The organism is Streptomyces sp. YIM 98790 (assembly GCF_011421595.1).
In the GTDB taxonomy this organism is placed as follows: domain Bacteria; phylum Actinomycetota; class Actinomycetes; order Streptomycetales; family Streptomycetaceae; genus Streptomyces.
Genome location: NZ_WTLH01000003.1, coordinates 25,901 through 49,984 on the forward strand (window position 1 = coordinate 25,901; position 24,084 = coordinate 49,984).

The following is a 24,084-nucleotide window of genomic DNA, read 5'->3' on the forward strand; positions in this document are numbered from 1 at the left end:
GGAGCGGCGTGCCGCAGCAGTGGGAGATACCGCAGGGCATGACCGGCGATGCCCGGCTCATCCGCATCGGGGCATCCCTGGCCGGCGACGAGCAGTACGCCTGCCCGGCCCGCGATGCCGTCAAGGCCCGGCCGGGAGTCCGGCCGCTGCACTGGCCGGCCGGGGGCCGGGAGCGCTACGAGGATTTCCTCCTCGGCCCGGTCATGGCCGCCCTGGACCGGATCGAGTTCAACGGCGCGCTTCCCGAGGACGTGCTGCGCTCCCCGGCCCGCGAGGGGAAGCCGCTGCATGAGATGCAGCTCGCCTTCGTACGTCACGCCGTGCGCGCCTTCCACCGGCGCGACCGGCCGGCGCAGGCCCCGCCGGTGGGGCCCGTACGGCTGCCCTGGGTGGTCCAGCGGGAGCAGCACGGCACGACCTGGGAACACTGGGCCTGGGGCCGCCGGTACGAGAACCCCGAACAGGGGGTGCGGGAGTTCGTCTTCCTCCGCTACGGCCGGGCCGGGCAGCGGGAACGGGAGGACGCGCAGATCGCCATCGCCGCTTTCGCTGCCGCCTTCGGCAGCCCGGCCCGGATTCCGGTCCCCCGCTGGAAGCCCTACCGGCTGGGCCCCGCCCCGGCACCGGTCCGCTGGGTAAGGGTGGCCGAGGTGGGGCTGCGGGACGGCTCGTACAAGCTGCTGTGGCAGGGCACGCCACAGGCCGCCCAGCAGCACTACGCCGAGCACGGACGTGCCGAGGCGGCGCGCCTGGCGCGCGGGACCGAGGCCGTCCCCGGTTCGGCCTGCGCCGACTGCAAACGGCTGTCCGCCTGCCAGACGGTGCCGAGGATTCCCGGTGTGCTGGGCCTGGGCGGCTTCCGCGAGCCGCCGCCCCTGCGCGAGGTGTCGGTCAGCACTCTGCGGTACCACCGGGAATGCCCGGCGCGGGCGTTCGCCTCCGCCTGCAAGCTGCCCCGGGCCGAGGACGAGTACGACGAGCGGAACCGGCTGGGCAAGGCCGTGCACCGGGTGCTGGAGCTGGCGCACTCCGGGCGGCAGGGGACGCCGCCCGGTGGTCCGGCCGGCGACGCGTGCGGCCGGGACGGGGTGCCGCAACCGGACCAGCCCTGGGGCGAGGAGCCGAACCGGGTGACGGGCGAGGCGGCCCGGATCGGTGCCGCGATGCTCCGGCACCACCTGGACGTGTGCCCGTTCCACTCACGCGAGGTGACTCAGGTGCGGGCCGAGCGCCAGTTCGCCGTGCATGACACGGCGGCGAATGTCATCGTCATCGCCACGCCCGATCTGCTGTACCTGGACGCCGGTTCCTGGGTGTGGCGGGAGATCAAGACCACTCAGCGGCGGATGCCCCGGAAGGAAGATCCGGTGCTCGCCTACCCACAGATCGCCCTGGCCACGGTGCTGCTGGCCGAGGGTGCCCTGGGCGGGGACCGGGACGGCTCGCGGGTGGAGCTGGAGACCCTGCACCCCGACTACGGGGATGTGGAGATCATCGAACCCGCCCACGAGCCCGAACGTGTCGCCACCGCCCGCCGGGTGCTGCGGGAATGGGCGGGGCCCTGGCGCGCGGACGAGCTGTTCCCCGCCCGGCCCGCCCCTGAGACCTGCCGTAGCTGTCCGGTGTCCCAGTGGTGCCCGGCGTCCATGCGTACGGCGCCCGCGGACGGGGGTGCGGCATGACGGCGAGGGCTCCGGGCACGGCCACCGAGAACGGTGCCGGAGACGAAGACGCGGCCGGAACCGGAGCCGAGAACTTCTTCGCCGGTGAACCACTGCTGCGGCTGGTGGCCACCGCCATGGTGCGGCTGTCCCAGCAGCGCACCGTCGGCGACCCGGTGTACGAAGACAGCGTCCAGCAGGCGTACAACCACATCGTGCTGCACTGCCTGCGGCGCGGCGCGGAACCGCCCGGCAGCGTGCCGGAGCTGGCCCGCTGGGCGGCGGAGAAGCCCCTGGGCGCGTGGGATTTCGGTCTGCCCGAGGAGCTGGCGCCCGAGGCCGGCACCCATCTGGTGGACGCCGCCACCGGCAGCCCCACCCAGAGCTGTCTGGAGTGGGCCGTCTCGGCCCGGGACCCGGCCGCCGAGCAGTTCGAGAACCTGCTGATGAAGGAGGCGCTGGCGGAGAGCCGGGCGGCCGACGCACCCGAGGCGTACGTCGCTTTCCGGCGACTGCTGATCGAGAAGCCCGTGCTGACCGAGACGGAGCTGGCCGCCCTGAGCGCCAATCTGGACCTCGGCCTGCTGCACGAGACGGTGAAGCGCTGCTACGAGCGCGCACCCGCCTCCTGCCTGCGCGACGGGCGGTACACCGCATGCGGCCGGTGCGGCTGCCTGCTGGTGCCGGTCCCCCACGGCGGATTCCGCTGTGAACTCGACGTGTGCCGCCGGTCGCCGGTGCGGCAGGGCATCTCGTGGACGCCGGCGGACGGCGGCGGGCTGCGCCATCTCAGCCGCCCGCTGCGGACCTTCATCACCGGTCCCGGGCTGGCCGAGACAGCGCTGGAGTCCGCCCTGGCCAGGGCCGGGCTGACCGCGGAGATGTGGCCGCGCTTCGACACCTACGACCTGCGCGTCACCTTTCCGGACGGCCAGGTGTGGGCGATCGACGTGAAGGACCGGGCCAACCCGGCGCTGCTGGGCAGGGACACCCGCCCGCTGCGCCAGGACCCGCCGTACGACCGCGGCCTGCTGGTCGTACCGCAGTACCGGTTCACCGAGCGGGACGGCTACCGGGAGGTGTTCCGGCATCACGTGCCGGAGGAAGCGGCCGACCGGATCGAGCTGCTCTCCGACCGGGAGCTGCTCCGGCAGGTCCGCACCCGGCTGCGTGGCCGGAAACGCCCGGAGCGGACACGGAAGAACAGCACGACCGGCACAAGGGGAACCACGGGCAAGGGAGCGGAAGATGCGTGACCGCAGCGGCTGGCACCGGCGCCTTGCCCGGGAGCTGCGCGACGTGTGGCCCGAGAGCAATGGCGGCTTCGACACCGGCGACCTGCTGGACGTGGAGCTGGGGCTGTACCTGCTGGAGACGGTGATGCCGGCCCGCACCGCCCTCGACGCCTGGACCCTGTTCGGCGGCTACCCGTACGGAGAGGTGTTCGGGGATGTGCGCACCGAGGAGCAGCGGCTCCGGATCCGGCGCGGCCGGCACTACCTGTGGGAGATGCGCAGGCCCCGCGAATGGGCACTGGCCCTGGACGCCTATCGGCGGATGCCGCAGGCCCTTCGCGGCTACGAGCTCGACGGCACGGACCGGGCACCGGTGCGCAGGTCACCGTCACGGGCGGCGGGTCGTTTCGCGGAGTTCGAGCGGCTGCTGACCCACCCGCCCGAGTTCCTGCGGGTCCCGATGCCGGTCGCCGGTGCCGGGGAGCACCGGTTCGCGGGGCGTGACCGCAATCACTCGGTGGACATCACCCGGGATCTGCTGCCCGCGCCGGAGCCGGAGCCGCACCGGCTGGACGAACTGCCGCCGGGCGGGGGCAAACCGATCGAGGTGACGTGGGAGGAGCTGGCGGCCACGGCCCGCCGGATGGACGAGCTGGAAGCCGGACTGCCCGACGGGCGGCGCGGCGGCTGGGAACGGCGGCTGGACCGGGTGCGGCTGCTGGTGCGCAATGAGGCGGAGGAAGCCTTCACCGCGAGCGATGCGCTCCGCGTCGACGGGCTGCTCCATCTGGTGGGCATGGTCGGCGCGGGCAAGAGCACCCTCCGCGACATCCTCACCTTCTGGGCCGCGACCGAACGCGGCCTGCGCATCACCGTCGTGGTGAGCGATGTGGCGGAGACTCTGGCCGTCGTGGGTCTGTTCCAGCGCCTTGGGGTGCGGGCGGCCCCGGTTCTGGGGCACTCGACCCGGGAGCGGCACATCCAGCGTCTGCACCGGCGGATCGCCACCTCGGGCGCGGAGACCGTGCTCACGCATCGCCATCCCGGGTTCGTGCATCTCAGCAGCGCCTGCCCGCTGGACGCGCTGCGCGGCCTGGAGGCCGACCGGGCGCTGCGCATCGCCGACGCGCCGTGCACGGCCCTGTTTCCGGTGGTACGCCCGCGGCGGCCGGACTCCCGTGCGCTGGTGGCCACCGGATCCGGAGCAGAGCCCGGGCAGGGGGAGGAGGAGCCGGAGCCGTCCGGAAATCCCCCGCGGCGTCACGCCTGCCCGCTGTGGAGCCGCTGCCCGCGGCACCACGCCGCGCGGGAACTCGTCGATGCCCGGGTATGGGTGGCCACCCCAGCAAGCCTGGTGCACAGCACCGTGCCGCGGCCCCTCCAGGAGGAGCGGCTGCGCTACCTGGAGCTGGCCTGCCGGATGAGCGACCTGATCGTGGTCGACGAGGCCGACCGGGTGCAGATGCATCTGGACAACGCCTTCGCACCGACCGCGACGCTGGTGGGCAGGGCGTCGAACTCGTGGCTCGACCAGGTCGCGGGGCACAAGCTGACCGAACTCGCGCGCCGTGGGCGGCTCCAGCTCTCCGCCCGGGAAGTCGAGGACTGGGTCGGTGCGGTCGACACGGTGATCGCTGCGACCGACCGGATCTACGCCCGGCTGGTCCAGGACGGTGCGCTGCGGACCTGGATCACCCAGGACTACTTCAGCGCCCTCACCCTGCATCAGTGGCTGATCAACGCCTGGTTCCCGGATCTGCGGGCGCGCAACCCGGCACCCACGCCGGCGGGCACGACCGCCGAGGAGCGGATGCGGGCGCGGCAGCGCATCGACGGCGTCCTGGACCGGTTCCGGGACGACCCGTTGCAGCAGCACCCGGTCGAGGATCCGGAGGACGAGCAGACCCGGCTGGTCAACGAACTGGTCAGGCTGACCCTTGAACTGCTGCACGCACCGCATGGTTCGGGCAGCCGGGAACGTGTGCGCACGGTGCTGGAGACCCTGGTGGCCGGCGACCCGGCGATCATGGAGGCCGCAGAGGAGCATGCCCCACGGCTGGAGTTCACCCTGCTGCTGGCGGCCCTGCACCACCGTCTGGACTTCATGACGGTGCTGTGGCAGCGCGTCGAGGCCGCGCTCAATCTGGATGCGGCGTCCAACGCGCTCTCCCGCCGCCCCGCCCGGGACTACGAGCCACTGCTGCCCGAATCCCCCATGGGCAATGTGCTCGGATTCCAGTTCCAGCTCGACGAACGCCGCCAGGGCGGCGGGCAGAGCGGCGAACTGCGCTTCTTCCGGTGCAACGGTGTGGGCCGGGAACTGCTGCTGGAACTGCCCCGGCTGCCGCGCGCCGACGGCCGCCCCGGGCCGCACGTCCTGCTGTTGTCCGCGACGAGCTGGGCGGGAGAGTCCAGCCGGTACCACGTCCACGCGCCGGTGGGGGCCGTGCTGCGGCCCCATCCGGACGAGGTGGCGGCCATCCTGCGCACGGAGTTCCGCAAGCACTTCCTCTACTGGCCCGGGACAGGCACCGCCATCCGGCTGTCCGGCTGCGAGCCCGAGCAACGTCCCCAGGCGCTCCAGCAGATGCTGCACCAGCTCGCCGAGCCCGACCGCACCCTCGCCGGAGCCGTCAGTCCATTGCAGCAGGAACTGGACGACATTGACGACCCGGACCGCAAGCGGCTGCTGCTGCTGGTCGGCAGCTACGCGGAGGCGGAGCGGGCGGCGGAATACCTGGGCACGATCCCGGAATGGTCCGGACGGGTGATCCGGCTGGTCTCCGACGACGCCGACCTGGACACCGCCTGGACCGGTCCCGGCCACGGCGGCCGGGCCGGAACCCTGCGCCGTGGGGATGTCGCCCGGTTCGCCCAGGGCGACGGAGATGTGCTGATCGCCCCGCTGCTGGCAGTGGAGCGGGGGCACAACATCGTGATCCCCGGCGGCAAGGCGGCCATCGGCACCGTCTGGTTTCTCGCCCGGCCCCACCCGCGCCCGGATGACATCTCCCTGGCCGTACAGGCCATCAACGACTGGGCGGTGCGGCAGTTGCGGGATCCGGCGGGCGAGTTCCGCCAGGCCGCGCTGGCGGCCGGCACGCCTCACCTGGCCGGCCGGGACTTCCGCAGCCGCGCCCGGCACAAGTGGAACCGCTTCCTGACCCGGCGGCTGTCCTGGACCAGCTTGCCAGATCAGGAGAAGGCCGCCTTCACCTGGGACCAGCTCGTGGTGATGTGGCAGGTCATCGGCCGGCTCGTGCGCGGCGGAGTACCGGCGCGGGTGGTGTTCGTCGACGCGGCGTTCTCCCCCCGCGAGGCCGGACTCCAGGCCGAGGACACCCCGGCGACCAGCCTGCTGGCAGGCATGCGCCACCTGCTGGCCCCCTACTTCGACGACGACTCCGGCCCTCCCGCCATCGACAAGTCACTGGTCACCGCGCTTTACGAACCGCTGTACCGGGCGCTGGCCGACATGGACTGACAGTCCGTCCGACGCTCTCCGAGGAAAACGCACCATGACACACGACCGCATCCAGCCCGCCGCCTACGTTCCCGATCCGGAGGCCGGACCTCTTTTCGTCCCCTACCACGGGCTGGCCTTCCCCTCCGCATGGCGGGAGCCGCTGCTCCGCCTGTACCGGCACGGCAAGCCCGATAAGTCGGAAGGACGGCACCAGCAGGTGCCGGTCTCGCGGCTCAACCGGCTGATCGCCGCCGTTGCCCCCGACCTGATCTCTGTCGCCTCCAAGGCGCCGCTGGACGACGGCAGGCCCTGGCTCTACACCACCGCGCCCTACCCGGCGTCGGTGATGAAGACCTTCCTGCACGCCTGGCTGCGAGACATGCAACCTGCACCCGAGGCTCACAGTCTGGTCAAGGAAACCGCACAAGCCCTGGACATCGACTCCCTGAAGTGGGAGCTGTTCAGCGTGAACCTGCTGGAACAGGAGCTGTCCGAGGGGGGCCGCACCGCGCTGCCCGCGCCGCACCTGTTCCGCCTGCTCCCGGAGACCCTGGCGGCCCGCATCGCCCAGCACCCCCCGTACGAGCACTGCGGGAAGAAGCTGGAATTCCGGCAGGTGGCCGGGGTCCCCGGCGACAACGGAGCAACCCTGGTCTCCTGGCCCCCGCTCAAGTACCCGGATCGGGGCAAGACCTGGAGGTACTCGGCATACCTGCGGGTCTCCCTGCGCACGGTGCCGTTCGACCCGGTGCCCCGCGTCCACCTCAGCACCGGCATCAGCCGCTGGGTACGGGAAAAGGTCTGGCTGCCGTTCCGCAGCAGCGCATCGGTGTACCTGCTCGCTGACGAGAGCATGCTCGCCGACGCCCCGGCTCCCACGCGCTTCGCTGTGGCCTCCCTCACCTGGCGGCCGGAGACCGGCCCTCAGTGGAAACAGGGTGGCCCGGAGGGGATGCTCAGGCGCATCTCCGTGGAGGAAGACTTTCCCCGGCCCGAACGGCTGGTCAAGGAACCCGAGCACTGGCTGAACCAGCCGGACGGCATCACCGCGGCCGTGCTGCACCACACCCGGATGGGTGCGCACGGAGTGGGCGCGGGGCTGATGCCCACCGAGCGCAGGCGGCTGACCGAATGGGCGGCGGAGGCCCTGCAACCGGATTTCATGCCCGTCGGCGAACTGCGCCGGAGCACCTACCTGCGCAAGCATGACCCGCTGCCGCGACTGGAGGAGAAGCTCTCCGAGAGGAAGAGCAAGAAGGCCGACAAGGACGCCACAGAGGAGGAACGGGGGGAAATCGAGCGGCAGAACGCCGAGATCGCGGCATACAACGCCAAGGTGGGCGAGCAGAATGCCGTGATCGAGCAGCGGAACGGCGACCGCCGCCGCGAGCTGCTGGCCGGAGTCATGGGCAGTGAGCTCTCGGTCCTGGCCCTGCACCAGACCGACACCATGCGCGGTCTTCTGCTGGTCAAGGCGGAGGCATACCTGGGGCTGGCCCCGTTCCGTACCCAATCGGGACCCGGGACCTGGGCATGGGAGGCGCCCGAGCTGACGCTACGGATGCACATCTTCCCGCTGGGCAGACTCGGTGCCCCCCTGGGGAACGGCACGGTTCCTCGCCGGGGCGCCGAGTGGGACGCGGTTGTGGCGGGGCGGCGGCGTGAGGTGGCCGCGTTTCTCACCGCCCGGGTCAAGGAAACCGGCAGGGCACCGCAACTGGTCTTCGTGGAGCTGGAGGACTGGCGGAAGAAGCAGGTGGGAAAGAAGACTCCGCCGCCAACCACCGATCCGAAGTCCGCCATCCGCCTCGGCTGTGCGGATGCCGGACTGGTCAGCCAGTTCCTCGGCCTGCCCGATGATGTCGCCGCCCCCGGGAAAGACACCTCCGCACACCGGGCGAAGGCGGCCTGGGCGGACGGTATCCGGCAGCTCGGGGTGAGGGTCACCCGCCCTCACTCAGTGCCGTCCGGAATGATCCCCGAACAGCTCAACCAGCTTGCCTTCTGGCTGGTCAAGCGGCGCGTGAGCGGCCATAACCCGCATGCTCAGTTCACTCCGATCGCCGTCCTGCTGCGGCCGGGCCAGCAGCAGGTGATGGGCCGAAGTCCACAGACCGGTGGCTGGGTTCCGTACCCGGAGCTACTCAAAGGGCTGGTGGGCCAGGTACGCGGGGACGACCTGAAGTACCGCGACCAGCAGGAGCGGCTCACCGCCATCTTTGTCAGGCAGATTCTGGGCTCCTTCCGGGGCGAGCCCACGCTGGTGCTCACTCATGCGCAGAACATCCGGGAGCGTTGGCCGTCATTGCAGAACGGCAAGGTACGGCCGGACACCGTGCAGTTCGGAGGGGACTCGCCCAAGCGACTGGCCTCGCTGGGCAAGAAGCTCCGGCTGGTGCGCGTGGCCGATGCCGCCCGGGACGAGACCGCCCAGTGGTGGTCACCGGTCAACCGGAAGAGGAACGGCATCACGGAGGAACTTGCCGGCTTCGCCCAGGGACTGTGGCTGCCCCACAATGCCGAGCCCGGCGGGCGGATCTTCTACAGCGTCGGTGAGAAGCCGGGAACCAATACCCTGCACCGGGAGCTCAGCAAGCTGACCGAGCACCGTGATGCCAACGGCAAGTCCCTCCTCAGGCCCTCGGCCTCCGCCTCCCAGCCGGACCTGCTGGAAGTCGCGCTGGTAGGCCTCCAGGAGAACGACCGCCCCGAACCGTGGGCCATGTTCGTCCACCAGCAGCGCATCACCGACGACTACACCGATCCGCTGGCGCTCCCCCTGGTGCTGCACCTGGCCCGTCTCACGAGGGATTACGCCGAGCCGTACGAGGCGCCGGAGGCGCCGGGCGAAGCACAGCAGTCCGCGGACGAGGGCGAACAGCTCGCCTTCGATTTCGGCATCGAAGACTCCGACGGCGAATGAGGAATCCCCTGCATGGATGAACGGCAAGGCCCGCGGCGCGTCGCGGGAGCGGTGAGAGACGTGGCGGCTCTGGTCACCGGCCGGCCGGGCGGCATGACGGCGGGTGAGCTGACGCAGGCCGCGCAGGCGAGGTACCCCCGGCTCCCGGCCGCCCGGGTGGGCAGGCTGCTGGCCCAGGCGCTGGAGGCCGGTCTGCTGCGCGAGGACGCGGGCAGGCTGTATCCCGCCACGGTGGATTCCCGCGCCGACGAGCCGGCCGATGAGCCGGCGGCCGGGTCGGCCCCGGCCGCCGGTCCCGGGGCACGGCCGCCGGGGCTGCGGGGGGTCGCCGTGGACCTGGAGAGCGTGGTACGCACCACGGCGGTAGAGCCCTACACCGAGCGGCGCATCTTCCAGATCGGGGCGGTGCGGATCGGCACCGACGACACCTGGGCCCTCGGCTGTCCGTCGTTCGAGCGGTTCGTCGAACTGCCGGACGACTCCTGGGAGATCCGCAGCGACGCGCTGCGCGCCCGGCACGCCGAGGGCAGGGTGCCGGTGGAGCAAGCGCTGGCGGAACTGCGGGAATTCTGCGAGGGCACGGACCTGCTGGTGGCGCACAACGGGACGACTGCCGACTTCGCGCTGCTGGACGAGACCTGCGCGCGGGCGGAGGCACCCCCGCTTCCCGGGGAACGGGTGGACTCGCTCTATCTGGCGCACGCGCTGTGGCCGCTGGCCGGCAGCCATCGGCTCGGTGCGCTGGCCGACACCCACAGCCTGAACCGCTCCGATCTCACCTGGCACGACGCGGCCGATGATGCGCGGCTGCTGGCCCGATTGCTGGACCACGCCGCAGCGGAGTACGCGGCGTGGGACGAGGAGCAGCGGGATCTGGTCGCCTCGGTCTGTCCCGACTCCCCGGCCTGGCGGCTGCTCGGCCATCTCGCCGGCCGTCACGCGGGCCTGCCGCCCGGCACCCCGCTGGGCGCCCCCGCACGCGTCGGCCATGGCGAGGTGGCGGTCTTCCTGGCCCGGCGGATGGCTGGTCATCCGCGTCGCCGGATCACCGGCCGGCCCCGCCGGTCCCCCATCCCGGTCGGCGAGGAGTTGCGGACCAACGGCCGGGTGGACCCGACCCTGCTGGCCGGGGTGCTGCACGGCGGTACGGCCAGGCCGCGCCCGCCGCAGCAGCAGATGGCCGACGCACTGCACACCTGGATCGGGAGCGGTGTGCCGGCCATGGTGGAGGCACCCACCGGGACCGGAAAGAGCCTCGCCGTCCTGGCCGCCGCACTGGACTGGCTGGCGGGCGACCCTTCCCGCACCGCGGTGGTCGCCACCTACACCAAGCAGCTCCAGAACCAGCTGGCCCGGGACCTGACGATGCTGGAGAAGGCGGTCCCGGGCCTGCTGGACAGTGCCGATGTGGTGAAGGGCAGCGCCAACCGGCTCTCGCTGCGCGCCCTGACACGGGTACTGGCCGATGCCACGGCCGCCACCGCCGTTGCGGCGGCCGGCCGTCCCGGGGCCGGGGGCGGACGCGGTGGCCGGCTGCGCTTCCTGCATCGGACCGCCTTCCGCGAGCTGGCGGTGTACCTGCTGCTGCGGCTGATCGCCGCGCCCGGCCCTCCCGAGTCCTGGACGGCCCGGTCGGTGGACCCGGCGGACCTGCCCGCGCCCTTCTCCGCCTGGTGCGGGCGGGTGCTTCCGCTGTGGCTGGATGCCCTGTCACAGAGCGGCGGGGACTTTCCCGCCTCGGGCGCCACCCAGCTCAGCGCCCATACCGACACCGTGCGGGAGGCGCTGGCCGCCCGCCGGCTGGTGCTGGCCAACCATGCGGTGCTGCTGTCCCATCTGGAGGATCTGCGCGCGCTGTCCGGTGACGTCCTGCTGGTGGCCGACGAGGCCCATCTGCTGGAGGACGCGGCCACCTCGGCACTCACCACGGAGCTGGACTACGGCACGGTCGAAAGCCTCCTCGCCGAGTTCGACGCCTGGCTCCGGGAGGCCAGGGCAGGCGAGGCCCGGGACCGCGTACGCGCGGCGGTGGAGGAGCTGGCGACCCTGCTCGACCTGGAAATCCTGCCCCGCACCGCCGGAGAGGCGTTCGACGCGCTGGGCGGAACGGACGCATCCGCCGTGGGCTCCCGGGCGGTCACGCTGACCAGCCCGTACGGGGGCACGGCCGGGCTGGCACAGGTGCGCAGGCTGCTGTACCAGGTGCGGCGGCTGGCGGATGTCCTCGGCGGTACCGTCCGGGCGCTGGCGGGCTACGCCCAGGCCCACGCGCGCACGCTGGACTTCTTCGCTCTGGAACGGCTGCACGCGTTGCGGGCCCTGGCGGACGAGCTGGAGGACGCGGCCCGACGACTGATCACCGATGCCGATGAGGTGCTGGCCCCCGTGGTCGTGGCCGGCCCCGCCACGAGCCCTGACCGAAGCCGGGTGGACGATGCCGGAGGCGACCGGGAGGAGGAGAGCGAGCCGGCGGCGTCCGCAGGAGTCCTGCTGCCCAACCGGGTGGTGCATGCCGAAGAACTGGAGGTACCGCAGCCCGGCATGCGCCGCTACCGGTTCCGGCTCGGCTCCAGCCCTGTCGAACTGCCGGCCGACCCGCTCTGGCAGCGGTTTCTCACCGCGTTCCCCAGGACCTACTACGTATCGGCCACCCTGCGCGTCTCCGGGCAGTGGACCTTTGTCAAGGAGCGGCTCGGTCTGCCGGACCGGCTGACCACGCTGGACCTGCCCACCCCGTTCCGCCTGGCCGACCATGCCGAGCTGGTCTGCTTCTCGGACTTCCCGTCCTGGACCGAGCAGACCGAGGGCGCCATGCGCACCACTGCGCATCAACTCGCCGGGCTCGCGACTCAGCTGACCTCCCGGCGGGCGGACGGCCATGGCTGGGAGGGCGGTGCCCTGGTGCTGACCACGGCACGTGCCACGGCCGGCGGGATCACGGAACGGCTGACGCAGGAGCTGCGGCACCGGGACCACGAAGCCCCGGTGCTGGGCGCCCTCACCCTGGGGAACGCCCGGGCGTTCCGGGAGTTCGCCGACCCGGAGGACGGCGGTGGCTTCCTGGTCGGCACCAAGGGCCTGTGGCAGGGGGTGGACGTCTCCGACGAGCGGCGGCTGCGGCTGGTCTGGATCAACAAGCTGCCGTTCGCGCCGTTCGCCGCCCCGGTGGTGGAGGCCCGCCGGGCGGCCGTGCGTGCCCGGGCGGAGGCGGCGGAGGCCGAGGATCCGGACGCCTACGCCACCGAGCACTACTATCTGCCGCTGGCGGCCCTGCAGCTGCGCCAGGCGGTCGGACGGCTGATCCGCTCGGAGCGGCACCGTGGCGTGGTGGTGATCAGCGACCGCAAGCTCGCCGGGCACACGGCCCTGCGCCGTGCCTACCGCCGGGCGTTCCTGGGCAGCCTGGACGACGGGCTGCTTCGTCCGGATCCTGTCACCGGGGAGACCGGTGGCGGCAATGTGGTGTCCATGCACGAGGGCTGGGCACGGATCTGGGACTTCTACGCCCGGCACGGCCTGCTCACAGCCGGGAAGGCCGCGGAACTGTGCTCTCCCCAAGCCCTTCAGGAACAGACCCTGCTGCCGCAGACCCGGCAGATCAGGGAACTGGAGCTCACGCCGCAGGAGATGGACCGGCTTCGGGCCGAGGGAGGCCAGGAGCCGGCAGCGGAGGTGCTGCGCCGCTGTGCCCTGGTGGGCGGCCTGCTGCGGTTCGCGGACGATCCGTCCGCCTTCCGGCTCAAGGACGCCCAGCGGGCGGTGATCTCGGCCGTGGCGGAGGGCCGCAATGTCCTCGGCCTGCTGCCCACGGGCTTCGGCAAGAGCTTCACCTTCCAGTTGCCGGCGCTGGTGCTGCCCGGCGTGACGCTGGTGGTCAGCCCGCTGGTCGCCCTCATGCAGGACCAGGCGCTGGAGCTGAACCGGTCGATCGGCGGTGCCGTCCGTGCCCTGATCGCGCCCCTGCGCGAGTCCAGCAGCCGCGCCGGGAAGACGGAGGTCGCCGAGCAGTTGACGGGGGTGCGGGACCACGGCATCAAACTGCTGTATGTGAGCCCGGAGCGGCTGTGCCAGCGGCGTTTCCGGGAGCTGGTGCGGGAGGCCGTCAAAACTGGGCGGATCAGCCGGATCGCCCTGGACGAGGCACATACCGTTGTACAGTGGGACGATTTCCGGCCAAGTATGCGACGGGTCGAGCGTCTCCTCGCCGAACTGCGGCACGAGGCCGGGCTTCCGGTCACCGCCCTGACGGCCACCGCCAATCGCACCGTGCACGCCGGGCTGCGGCAGGGAGTCTTCGGGCTGCCTCCCGATCCGCCTGCCGGGAACAGCCCCGCCGCGCACCGGGAGGCGACGCGACCGGGAGTGGCGGGCTCACTGGTCACCGTGCGGGAGAACCCCATCCGGCCGGAGCTCGCCGTCTTCCGCCGCAGCATGAAACGCAGCGGACCGGCCACTGTCGCCGGCCTGGTGGAGGAGGTGGCCGACGCCGTCACCGGGCACGCGGTGTTCTACTGCCTCACCGTCAAAGAGGCGGTGACACTGCACGCCCGCCTGCGCGAGTACCTGGGCGAGACACGGGTGCGGGTCCGCCGCTTCCACGGACGGCTCACCGCGGCGGAGAAGGGGGCGGTGCTGACCGAGTTCCGCGAGGCCCCACGGGAGGGCGAGGAGGGCTTCGCGCCCCTGCTCGTGGTGGCCACCTCCGCCTTCGGGCTGGGCATCGACCGGGAGGACATCCGCACGGTCTTCTGTGTCTCGGCGCCGACCGATCTGGCCGCGCTCTACCAGCAACTGGGACGGGCGGGGCGGGACGTCGCCGGCACCGGAGCCGCCGTGGGGCCCCGGGCACCCGCCAACACGGCGCTGTCCCTGCTGACCACCCGCGGGCTGCGCACTGTCTCCTTCCTGACGGGCCAGGATCTGCCGCCCTCGCTGCTGATGCGCATGGGACGTGCGGTGCTGCGGTGCGGAACGGTGCTGGACGCCGTCGGCCTGGCGGACGGTCTCATCGGCCAAGACCTGGCCGAGGGCAGGATCGGCGAAGCGCAGGCCAGGTCGTCCCGGACCGCGGAGTCCTACGCCACCGGCGTGATGCGGGTCCTGGCGGCCCTGGCCGACACCGAGGCCCTCTCCGACCTGGGGGATTTCCCGCCGGAGTGCGCCGTCCGGCCGGGTGAGCTGCCGGCCCGAGAACCGGATGCGGAGGAGGGGAGCGGGCGGGAGGAGGAGGACGCCGTGGTGCACCAGGTCGTCGCCTCGGTGCTGGACCTGCCGGCGCGCCGCCCGGCGGGCGGAGGCGACCTGCACCGCGGCAGGCTTGACGTGGCCGCACTGGACCGCCGGCTTGCCGCCCGGGTCGCGGGCTACCGGGACCTCGCCGACAGCCCGGCGGGCACCTGGCAGCTCCTGGCCGACTTGCACGACCGCGGACTGCTCGATGTCTCGGCCGCCCCCAGCCGGCACTGGGTGACCGGCATCGAGATCCACCGCCGTGACCTGCCGCCGGGCTTCCTCGCCCGCCTGTCCGGCAGGAGAGCACGCGCGGCCGAGGAGATCGCCCTGCTCGAGGACTTCCACACCGACACCTCCACCTGCGCCCACCGCAAGTTCGCCGACTACTTCGGTGTGGCGGAGCTGCCCGAAGGCTGCTGCACCACGGCTGCCAACCGCTGCTCCGCGTGCTGGGATTCCGGGCAGTGGCCGCCCGGGGAGAGCGAGCCCGCCACCGGATGCGCGCTGCGGACCGCACGGCCCCGCCCGGCCTCCGGCGGCCTCGACACCGCCCACGGACAGCAGCGGCTCGACGACCAGGTCCTCCGGCTGGTGTGGGCCATGCGGCGAGGGGTCCACGCCAACGACGTGTGCCGGACGCTGCGCGGCGAGGACAGCTACTACCTGCCGGACCGAGGCGGCCGGGGCAGACGGATCCCGGTGCCCAGGCCGTTGGTCACCAGCCGGTTCTTCGGCGCCCGGGCGGATGTCTCGGCCGGGGATGTGCAGGCAAGCCTGGAACGGCTGGCCGCAAGAGGACAGGTGGCGCTGGAGGGGGCACGCTGGTCCGTCCGCCGCGGCAACGGCAGCAGACCGACGGCGGGTTCCGTCGTCCCCGCTCCCGCCCGGAGAGGAGCCCAGGCATGAACGAGCACCGGTCCGGGGAGACCTCGCCCGTGCCGCCGGACGGGGTGTGGCGGCCCTACGACGATCCGCCGCTGCTGACCCCCGAACTGGCGCAAGGACTGGCGGACGACAGGCGCGTCGCCGCGCTGCGCCGCTACCTGCTGTCCCTGGTGACCGCCCGGGCGGCCCCGGTGCACGTCGCGGTGGCGTTCAACGGAGCCTTCTTCGGCTTCGACACGCTGGCCGGAGGCTATCCGGGCGGGCCGCTGGAGTTCGACCGCTTCCCCGAGGTGGCACACGGTTCCGTGACCGGAGCCCTCCCGGTCGGCGCCATGGTGCGGGTGGGAACCGGCGCCGCCCTCGTTCCTGGGGAAGTGATGTACAAGGAGGGGGCTCATCCCGACTGCGGCCCGGAGGGCGATGTTCCCGCCTGGCTGTCCGGCGCACCCGCCGATGCGGTGGGTCCGGGCCGCCGGGACCGGACGGAGGCGGCCGGGCCCGTCGAGTCCCGCGAGCGTCTGGTGGTCGACACCGACGCCTTTGGTGCCGGGCTGGTCCGACCTGCACAGGTGAACCGCCTCCGCCGCAAGAACCGGCTGGACGAATTCGGGCACCTGACCGTCACGGCCCGCCATCCGCGGGAGCGGGCCGACGGCTCGGAGCTGGAGCACTACATGCATCACATGCTGACCACGGGCCGGGAGCTCCTGCTCAGCGAGCTGGCCCCGATGCCGCTGACCGCGTTCCTGCCGCCCGGCAGCCACGACGGCGAGGCGCTGGAGATGGCCCTCCGGGGCCTGCTCACCACCGTGAGCCAGGTGCTGCGCTCCCTCGAGAGCGAAACCCGCATGTGGGGCTACTACGCCTTCACCAGGAAGTCCTTCACCGCACGCATGCAGGACGGCGGGCCGATGGGCGGCCAGGTGCTCGAATCCGTGGTGATCTCGGCGGCCAAGGCCGCCGTGCCCCGGGACCGGAACAGCACCGCCCCTGCCGTCTACACCGCGCTCGGCACCGCACTCCGCTCCCGGCAGGACGGAGCGCCGCTTCTCCAGGGTGTGGCGTATCCGCTGGCGGTCTGCCATGCCCATGCCCTTGCGGCGGATCTGGTGACTCGGGAGACCGATGAGACGACCGGGCTGCTGCACAGTCCGGAAGGTGTGCGGCTACGCCTGGACGACCGCTGGCAGGGTGGTGGTGTCTGGCGTGCCGAGTACCGGCCCCCGGACAGCCGGGAGCCGGTGCACGACGACGCCGGGCTTCCGGTGGATGTGCCCCTGGGCCAGGGATGGTGGGACAGTCTGCCACGCACGGCCGAACGTCCGAAGGAGACCCCCGCGGTCGTCCCGCACCCGGAATCGGGACCGGAGCTTCCACCGACCGGCCAGGACGAGCCGGCCAACGGCGCGCTGCCGTCACCGTCCGGTGCCATGACGGACGCCACTCCCCGACGCCAACTGCCGGGACCGGACCAGCAGCGTGCTTACGAGTGGCCGGAGGACGAAGACCTGGACGACTGCCGTCTGGTGTCCGTGGCCGACAGTCAGATCTCCTGGAGCCAGTCACTGCGTCTGAGCCACACGGTGGAGGGCTTCCTGCCCATCCCCGCCAGAATCCTGGAGAAGGCGCCGGGCCTCCCTGGGGAAACATCGCTGCGTCTGGTCCTGCGGCACGAGGGCCACCGGCTCGACCCCGATGACGCCGACCATGACACCACGCTGGAGAGCCACCGGGGGCAGTACCGGCTGACCGGGTTCGAGTGGCCGCTGATGTTCTACCCGGGTCTGTGCCTGCGAATGACCCACCGTCATGGCAGCCGTGTCATCAACGCAGAGACCATGCTGCTGTCGGCCCCGGAGATGGTGGACGGAGAACTGATCGAGCACTGCTACGACCGCCGCGTGCTCACCCGGGACGGAGCCTGCCACAGCCGTCGCTCGTCGCTGCATACGGCTGACCTGTCTCCCGAAAGACTCTTGCTGGGGACCGTGCGGCGGCTGGGCCTCCTGGACAACTACGGCCGGGCCATGCTCCCCGGCGACCGGCTGCTGAACGCCGTCCGCCAGGTCTTCCCCGGGACACGAGGGGAGCAGGGAGCACTGAACTCAGCCCTCGACCGGATGCTGGCGGACGGAATCCTCGTCACGGAGCACGGCAGCGAGGACGGCTGTGGCCGCCTCCACTATCCGCCGCGGCCACGGGAGAAGCTGGTGCCGCTGGTGTGCTACGTACCGGAACGGAGACCCGTGTCCTCGTCCGTCACAGCCGGACGCCACGGAGGCGCCGGAGACCGGTCAACCGGCAGGAGAAGCGGCCACCAGGTCACCGGACACCTCAGGAAGCTTCCGCCGGGTCAGCGAGCCAGTGACGGACAGCGTGCCGCATACCGCAGGGACCGTGAGCTTCTGGGCATGACCGACGCCGAATTGCCTCCCCGCCACACCTACGTTCCGCCCCACCAGCGCAGTGGCTGACCCACAGCCAGTCGTCACCTCGTTTTCCTCGCACCACCGTCCGACCCGCACCACCGCACACGCACGGAGCTCATGTGACAGCACGCCCCCGGCCAACGCCGTCCGGACCGGATTCCGGCCCCGCCCGCAAGTCCCCTCCCGCCCCTGAGGTCACCGCCGCACGCGAAGCTCTCACCCAGGCCGTGACGGCCATCCCGCGGCAGCTGCCCACGGCTGCCGGGGAGATCTCCCCGGAGGATGTCGAGCACGCTCTCCATTCCGCCTCGGCGCACCATCGTCGCCACACCCTCGCCTCCATGGGGATCCGGGTCAACGCGACGAGGGTGAGCCCGGCGCTCTGCCGTGACTTCCTCGCCAGACTGCAACGCGCCCCCTTGGAAACCCGTCTCATCCCCGCCGCCCGGCACCTGACGCATCCCCTGGTGGGCGACCTCGTCGAAACGGCCTACGCAAGTCCGCACCTGCGCTCCCGGATACTGCGTCCGGTGACGGACTTCTGGAGCCCCGCCCTGCTCCGTCTCGCGCTGCTGGCACACGCCTCGCTGTACAGCACCCAGGCGGAGATCTGGCTCTGGGCCTGCGACCAGCAGTGGTTCACGAACTCCTGCGAACGCCAGGAAGAGCTGCAGAACCTGCGCCGGGCCGCACTTCGGGTGCACAACCTCGACGGCTCCGCGGAATTCCGGGAGGACGGACGGAAGGAAGTCCGCGACGAGGAAACCCCCGCCGCCTCCGAGGACCTGCCGGATGCCGGAAACCTCGGCAGCCTTGCCGACGCCCTGGAACGGCTGGACGCCTGCCTGGCCCAGGCCAGGAAAGCCGCGGACCGCACGGCGGATGCGCTGGAGCGCGAGAACTGCCCGGATCCCGGCGATGTCCACGCCGTGCAGCAGCTCGTCAACGCGTTCGACCACGCCAGGCGGCTGGTGAGCACCATGGCCGCTGCGGATGCCGACCAGGACGAGGACGTCCCCGCACAGCAGGAGAACCGGAGCTTGTCGGCACTACGCCAGCAGGCCCGGTCCGTGCAACACCACCACGCCGATGAGTCCCTCCGGGAGGAACTTGGTGCCCTGGCCGGTCTGGAAGCCACCGCGGAGGACGCGGGCCTGAAGCCGGCCGTGGAGGCAGCCCGTGACTCGGCCGCCGAGCTGCGCGCCAGGCGTACCTGGGACGACGCGGAACGACAGGCAGCACGCTCGCTGCGGGCACTGATCACCATGATCGGACTTGAACCTTCCGCCCCGGACTACTCCGATCGGCTCGTGGAGCTTCAGCCGCAGTTCGTCCAGGGATCCAGTCCTGCATGGATGAGGCTGGGCTACGACTGCCGTCGACTGGCCCTCAACCGGCCCGGCGAGAGCACGGCCGACGGTCCAGTGGAAGAGCTGCTGGACACCGAGGAGCCTGGGGAGAAGGAAGCCCGCACCCACGAGTCGCCCACTGTGGCCGTCCGGCCTCCGGCCGCTCCGGAGAAACTGACAAAGCGCGTCGAGACCGCCGCCGTCACCACCGCCGAGCGCGCACACGACGGCCACGACGACGACAACCCGGCCGCCCGGCCGCCTGAGCCACCCCGCAGCAGCGATATACCCGCCCCGGCCGGTCCCCCTGCCCCGGCGTCCCCGGCCGGCGCCGCGGACCGGGGCGCCACCCAGGTCTCCGGCTCGGGCGGCGCCGCCTCTTCTCCCCCGGCCCACACCCCTCTCGCGGCATTCATCGCCGCGGAACGCTACAGCCTGGCTTCGGCGTTGGCCGAGGCAACCGCGGAGTCCACCACTCGCATCGCCGTACTGCGGATCTGCGCATGGTCCATGGGACTGGCCTCGGACACCGGGAGCTGCGCCGGACAGCTGCGGGCCGCGGTACAGGAGCTGGACGTGCCGACTGTCGCCGCAGATCCGGTGGACCGGTTGCTCGCCGCCACCGCACTGCTGCACACGGCTGTCCTCACCGGCGATCCCGGGGCGGGCGGGCTGCTGGACGCCCTTGCCGACCGGCTACCGCCGCGCCTCGGCGATGCGGCACGCGCCGTGGGGCGGCGGGCGCAGCGCGGCATCCTCACCGACTGTCCCGTGCTGTCGGTCGCGGCCGACACCGCGGGGCTGGAGACAGAACTCGCCGAAGCCCGGACCGAGTGCCGTCTTCTCCTCACTGGCATCCCCAAGTTCGGATTCCGGCCGGCCAGCGCCATCGCCAGGAATCTGCTGGCGCCCGAGGGACGCGTGGGCAGGCTGCTCTCCCTCGTCGCCGAGGACCGGCGAGAACAGCACCAGGAGATCGGAGAGGAGGTCCGCACCTTCACCGATCCCGCCCTGGTCCGCGGTCTCGTCGACGAGGTCTACTGGCAGGTCGTGAAGTCGGGCAACCGGCCCCTGGAAGGCAGGAACCGCAATGACCTGGTGCGCGCGGTGCTGGAACGGATGCGCCCAGTGCAGGCGTGGGTGTCCTGCGTGCGCCAGCTCCAGGCCAAGGGCAGCTGGGCGGCCCAGGAGGCCCGCGCCATGCTGGACGAAGTGCTGTCCGCCAAGGACGAGACGTTGGCACAGCTTGCCGAGGGGGAGGCCGAGAGCGACCCGCTGCGGCGGGCTGCGGCGCAGGCAGCGGGGGCGAGGCTGCGGCACGTCTGCTCGCTGCTGGAAGGCAGGCGCGAGGCTCCTGCCCAGGAGTTGCCCGCCGGCCTGGCCCGCGCCGGGGAGCTTCTGAAGATCCCCGGCTTCCACTACGACGAGTCGTCGGGCGAGGTACTCGGGAAACCGACCATGCAGGCCGTGTGCGATGCCGCGGACCGAACCTGGGAGCAGGCCGCGCGGGCCCACGTGGCCGCGGAACGCTTCGACACCGCGCATCAGCTGCTGGAGCTTGCCGGACGGGGACTGCTGCCCGGTATCGCCGACGACGTTCTGCCCGACAACCTGGACACGGTGATCCGCAACAGCGGCAAGCTGGTGGCCGAGGAACTGGCACGAGCGGCCGAGGTCCTCGAGAGGCGGCTTCGGACATCCCGCGTGCACAATGTCGTCGACGAGACTACGGAACGAGCGCTCGAACATCGTCTGCGCGATGCCGAGCCCACCCCCGACCGCAACCTCGCCGCGGTGAGGTCGGAGCAGGCGGCACTCAATGCGGAGCTGAACCGGGCCTGGGAACGTGAGAGGGCCCGGTTCCGGGCCCGGCTGGAGGAGCTTCCCGATGCCGCCGAGGCCGACCGGGAACGGGTGCGGAAGCTGCTGCGGGACGGAGATCTGCTCACCGCGGAGCAGATCCTGAACTCGCTGGCCAAGGGCGAGGGCATTCCGGCACTCCCCGACCGCGGGGAGTTCTTCCACCGGTTCTTTCCCGCTGTCCCCGATGCGCTGGTGGACGGCATCACTCAGAAGCTGGTCGAGACCGTCCGTGCCCGTGGGGCGTTCGCGGGGCTGCCGCAGTTGTCCTTCTCCCGGCTGTCCCGGGAGAACGCGATGACGACCGCCGACGCCTTGGAAGCCTGGCGGCAGATGGCCCTGCGGGAGGGCAAGGAGCGCAGGGAAGGGCTCAAGGAAAGCGAACTGCTTGCCCCCGCCCTGCGGCTGCTGGGTCTGCGCAATCCCCGTCCGGTGCGACAGGACCGCCTGCCGTTCGGCAAGGACCACCGCTTCCTCGTCCTGCCGGGCCCGGAGCCCCTGGGGGATGCCCCGGTTCCGGAGTTCGGCTCCGCCCGTGGGCACCGCCTGCACATTCTGCTGGTCTGGGGCGAGCCCGAACCCAAACGGCTGCAGAGCTGGATCGAGGACGACAAGGGGGGAGCCGGTCTGATCGTGGCGCACTTCGGCACCCTCGCCGTCGGGCGGCGCGCCGAACTCGCCGCCCTCGCCGTCGGCAATCCGAGACCCGTCATCGTGCTCGACGATGCCGCCCTGGCGTATCTGGCGGCACATGGTGACGGCCAGTGGGACTCCACGCTCCGGGTGCTGCTTCCCTTCTCGGCGGTCAACCCCTACCTGAGCAAGAAGCGCGCCCAGGTGCCGAGGGAGATGTTCTTCGGGCGCCGCACCGAACTGGAGGAGATCAGCTCGCCCAGGGGCTCCCAGGTTGTCTACGGCGGCCGCGGGCTGGGCAAGTCGGCGCTGCTCCAGGAAGCCGGAAACCGCTTCCTGGAGCAGAACCCCCGCGCTCGCTGCCGCATCTCGCTGAGTCTGGACAGCGCCGGTTTCGGCACCCTGTCACCCGCCGAGCAGATCTGGGGGCTGATCGGCCAGGAGCTGGAACGGGCCGAGGTGCTGTCGGTTTCCAAGAAGGCCCGTCGGCTCGCCGGTTCCGACCACGCGCAGGTGGAGGCCTGCATCGTGGACTGGCTGGAGGGTGACAGCGACCGGGAACTGCTCGTCCTGCTCGACGAGGCGGACAAGTTCTTCGACAGCGATGCCCCGGAGTTCCTGCAAACCCGCAGGCTGCGCGACCTCGGCCGGTCGACCAGGGACCGGGTCAAGGTGGTCTTCGCCGGCCTGCGCTCGGTGCAGCGTTTCACCGCGGCCGCCAACTCGCCGTTCAGCCACCTGGCGCAGGAGCCGGTGGTGGTGGGCCCGCTGAAGCCCGCGGATGCCGCCGAACTGCTCGTGCAGCCCTTGGCGGCGCTGGGCTACCGGTTCGAGGACGACGATGTGGTCCACTCGGTCCTCGGCCACTGTTCGTACCAGCCCTACCTGATCCAGATGTTCGCTCATCGTCTGGTCCGGGACCTCCACCGGCGGCGGCGCATGGCGTCCGATTCCGGGCTGTCTCTCCGGCCTCCGTACACCATCCTGCGCAGCGATGTCAGCTCCGTGCAGTCCGACGAGCGGCTCCGGGAGTCGATCACCGATACCTTCCGGGACACCCTCCGTCTCGACCCCCGGTACACGGTCATCGCCAATGCCACCGCCTACCACGCGTATCAGCACACCCTCGAGGCGACGATGAGGGAGTCCGAACTCCGGGCCGCTTGCCTCGACTGGTGGCCGAACGGCTTCCGCAATCTCAACCCGGACGAGTTCCGTGCCTATTTGATCGAACTGGAAGGGCTGGGAGTACTGGCCCGGGACCGGGATCGCCGGGGCTGGCATCTGAGCAGCACCAACGCCCTGGGCATGATCGGCGGACTGAGCAGCGTGGAGAACGAACTCATGTCCGCCGCCGACCAGCCGGAACCGGAGCGGTTCGCCGCCGCCGAACCACGGCACCGGCTGACGGACGGCACCTTCCTGCCCCTGACCGCCGAGCAGGTGACGGATCTCCTGCGACGCAAGACGACGCAGGCGCGGGTCGTGCTCGGAACGCCTGCCACGGGAGTGGATGTGGTGGCGGACCGGCTGCGCCGATGTGCGGCGGACAACGGCTGGCATGCACCGACAGTCGCGGGTCGCGGGGCCTTCCGGCAGGCCCTCGTCGAAGGCAGGCCGGGCGAGCGTCGGGTGATCATCGACGATCTGACGGGCAAGTCACCGGCTGCCGATTCCTGCCAGGAGGCGGTGGAGTGGGCGCTGACGCGGCTGCCGACGGGGCCGGATGTCCACCGGTCTGCGGTGGTGGTCGCCGGTCCCGGTCAGTGGCCTCTCTGGACCGCGGTACTCGGCCCGGACTGCCCCGAGAGTCTGGGCGTGGTGCTGCTACGGCGCTACACCGAGCACGGCCTTCGGGCCAGGGCGGTGGAGCAGCAGCAGTTCACTTCCGAATCCGCTTTTCCCCGCCTGCTGGAATTGACCGGCGGCTGGCCGCTGCTGGTGGACAGGGCCATGGCGACCGGGAAGGAGAGCCAAGGACTGGAAGAATTCCAGGAGTGGCTGGACTCCCGCCAGGGAGCGGAGGAGTTCCTCACCGCCTGCGGAGTCGGAGGCGGTTCGGTGCTGCGCCCTGCGTTCGCCACTCTGGCCGGGTTCTTCCAGCAAGGTGAAGGCAACCTGCCGTTCGTCGACCTCGCCGAACTCGTCGAGGAGTACGGAACGGCTCCGGAAGCGACAACGGCACCACAGACCGTGCAGATGTTGCACTCCATGGGTCTTTTCCGGCGGGACGGTACCGACAGCCACGGTGTGGACCAGTACATCGTCGATCCTGTCGTGCTGCGCTGCTGGCGGAACTCCACGCTCTGACCAGGCTCAGCAAACGCCCGGGCCGACTGCCGCCGAACCTTCTTCGGCCCGGGCACGGCGACTCCGGCCGGCCCTGATCGCAGAGACCATCTGTGCTCTGT

Annotated in this window: 7 protein-coding genes; all 7 read left to right on the forward strand. The window is 71.6% G+C overall.

Annotated elements, in window-relative coordinates; translation table 11 throughout:
• Positions 1-8 precede the first annotated feature (8 nt).
• The 7 genes from GQS09_RS00975 (at position 9) to GQS09_RS01005 (ending at position 23,983) form a co-directional block, all read left to right on the forward strand.
• Entirely contained in the window at positions 9-1,682 is a 1,674-nt protein-coding gene (locus GQS09_RS00975) for a PD-(D/E)XK nuclease family protein (RefSeq protein ID WP_165984016.1), read from the forward strand.
• Positions 1,679-2,917, forward strand: a complete 1,239-nt coding sequence (locus GQS09_RS00980; protein WP_165984017.1) for a hypothetical protein — start codon at positions 1,679-1,681, stop codon at positions 2,915-2,917. The genes GQS09_RS00975 and GQS09_RS00980 overlap by 4 nt, the downstream gene beginning before the upstream one ends.
• Positions 2,910-6,380, forward strand: a complete 3,471-nt coding sequence (locus GQS09_RS00985) for a signal recognition particle (RefSeq protein ID WP_165984018.1) — start codon at positions 2,910-2,912, stop codon at positions 6,378-6,380. Before GQS09_RS00980 ends, GQS09_RS00985 begins: the two co-directional genes overlap by 8 nt.
• A 34-nt stretch (positions 6,381-6,414) precedes the next feature.
• Entirely contained in the window at positions 6,415-9,285 is a 2,871-nt protein-coding gene (locus GQS09_RS00990; protein ID WP_165984019.1) for a pPIWI_RE module domain-containing protein, read from the forward strand.
• 60 nt (positions 9,286-9,345) lie between these two features.
• Entirely contained in the window at positions 9,346-15,423 is a 6,078-nt protein-coding gene (locus tag GQS09_RS00995) for a DEAD/DEAH box helicase (RefSeq protein WP_207957329.1), read from the forward strand.
• Positions 15,420-17,876 (forward strand): hypothetical protein, encoded by a 2,457-nt coding sequence (locus GQS09_RS01000; protein ID WP_165984020.1) that lies wholly within the window; start codon positions 15,420-15,422, stop codon positions 17,874-17,876. The genes GQS09_RS00995 and GQS09_RS01000 overlap by 4 nt, the downstream gene beginning before the upstream one ends.
• Positions 17,877-18,058: 182 nt before the next feature.
• Positions 18,059-23,983: a hypothetical protein gene (locus tag GQS09_RS01005; protein WP_165984021.1), complete on the forward strand. Its 5,925-nt coding sequence runs from the start codon at positions 18,059-18,061 to the stop codon at positions 23,981-23,983.
• Positions 23,984-24,084: the final 101 nt, after the last annotated feature.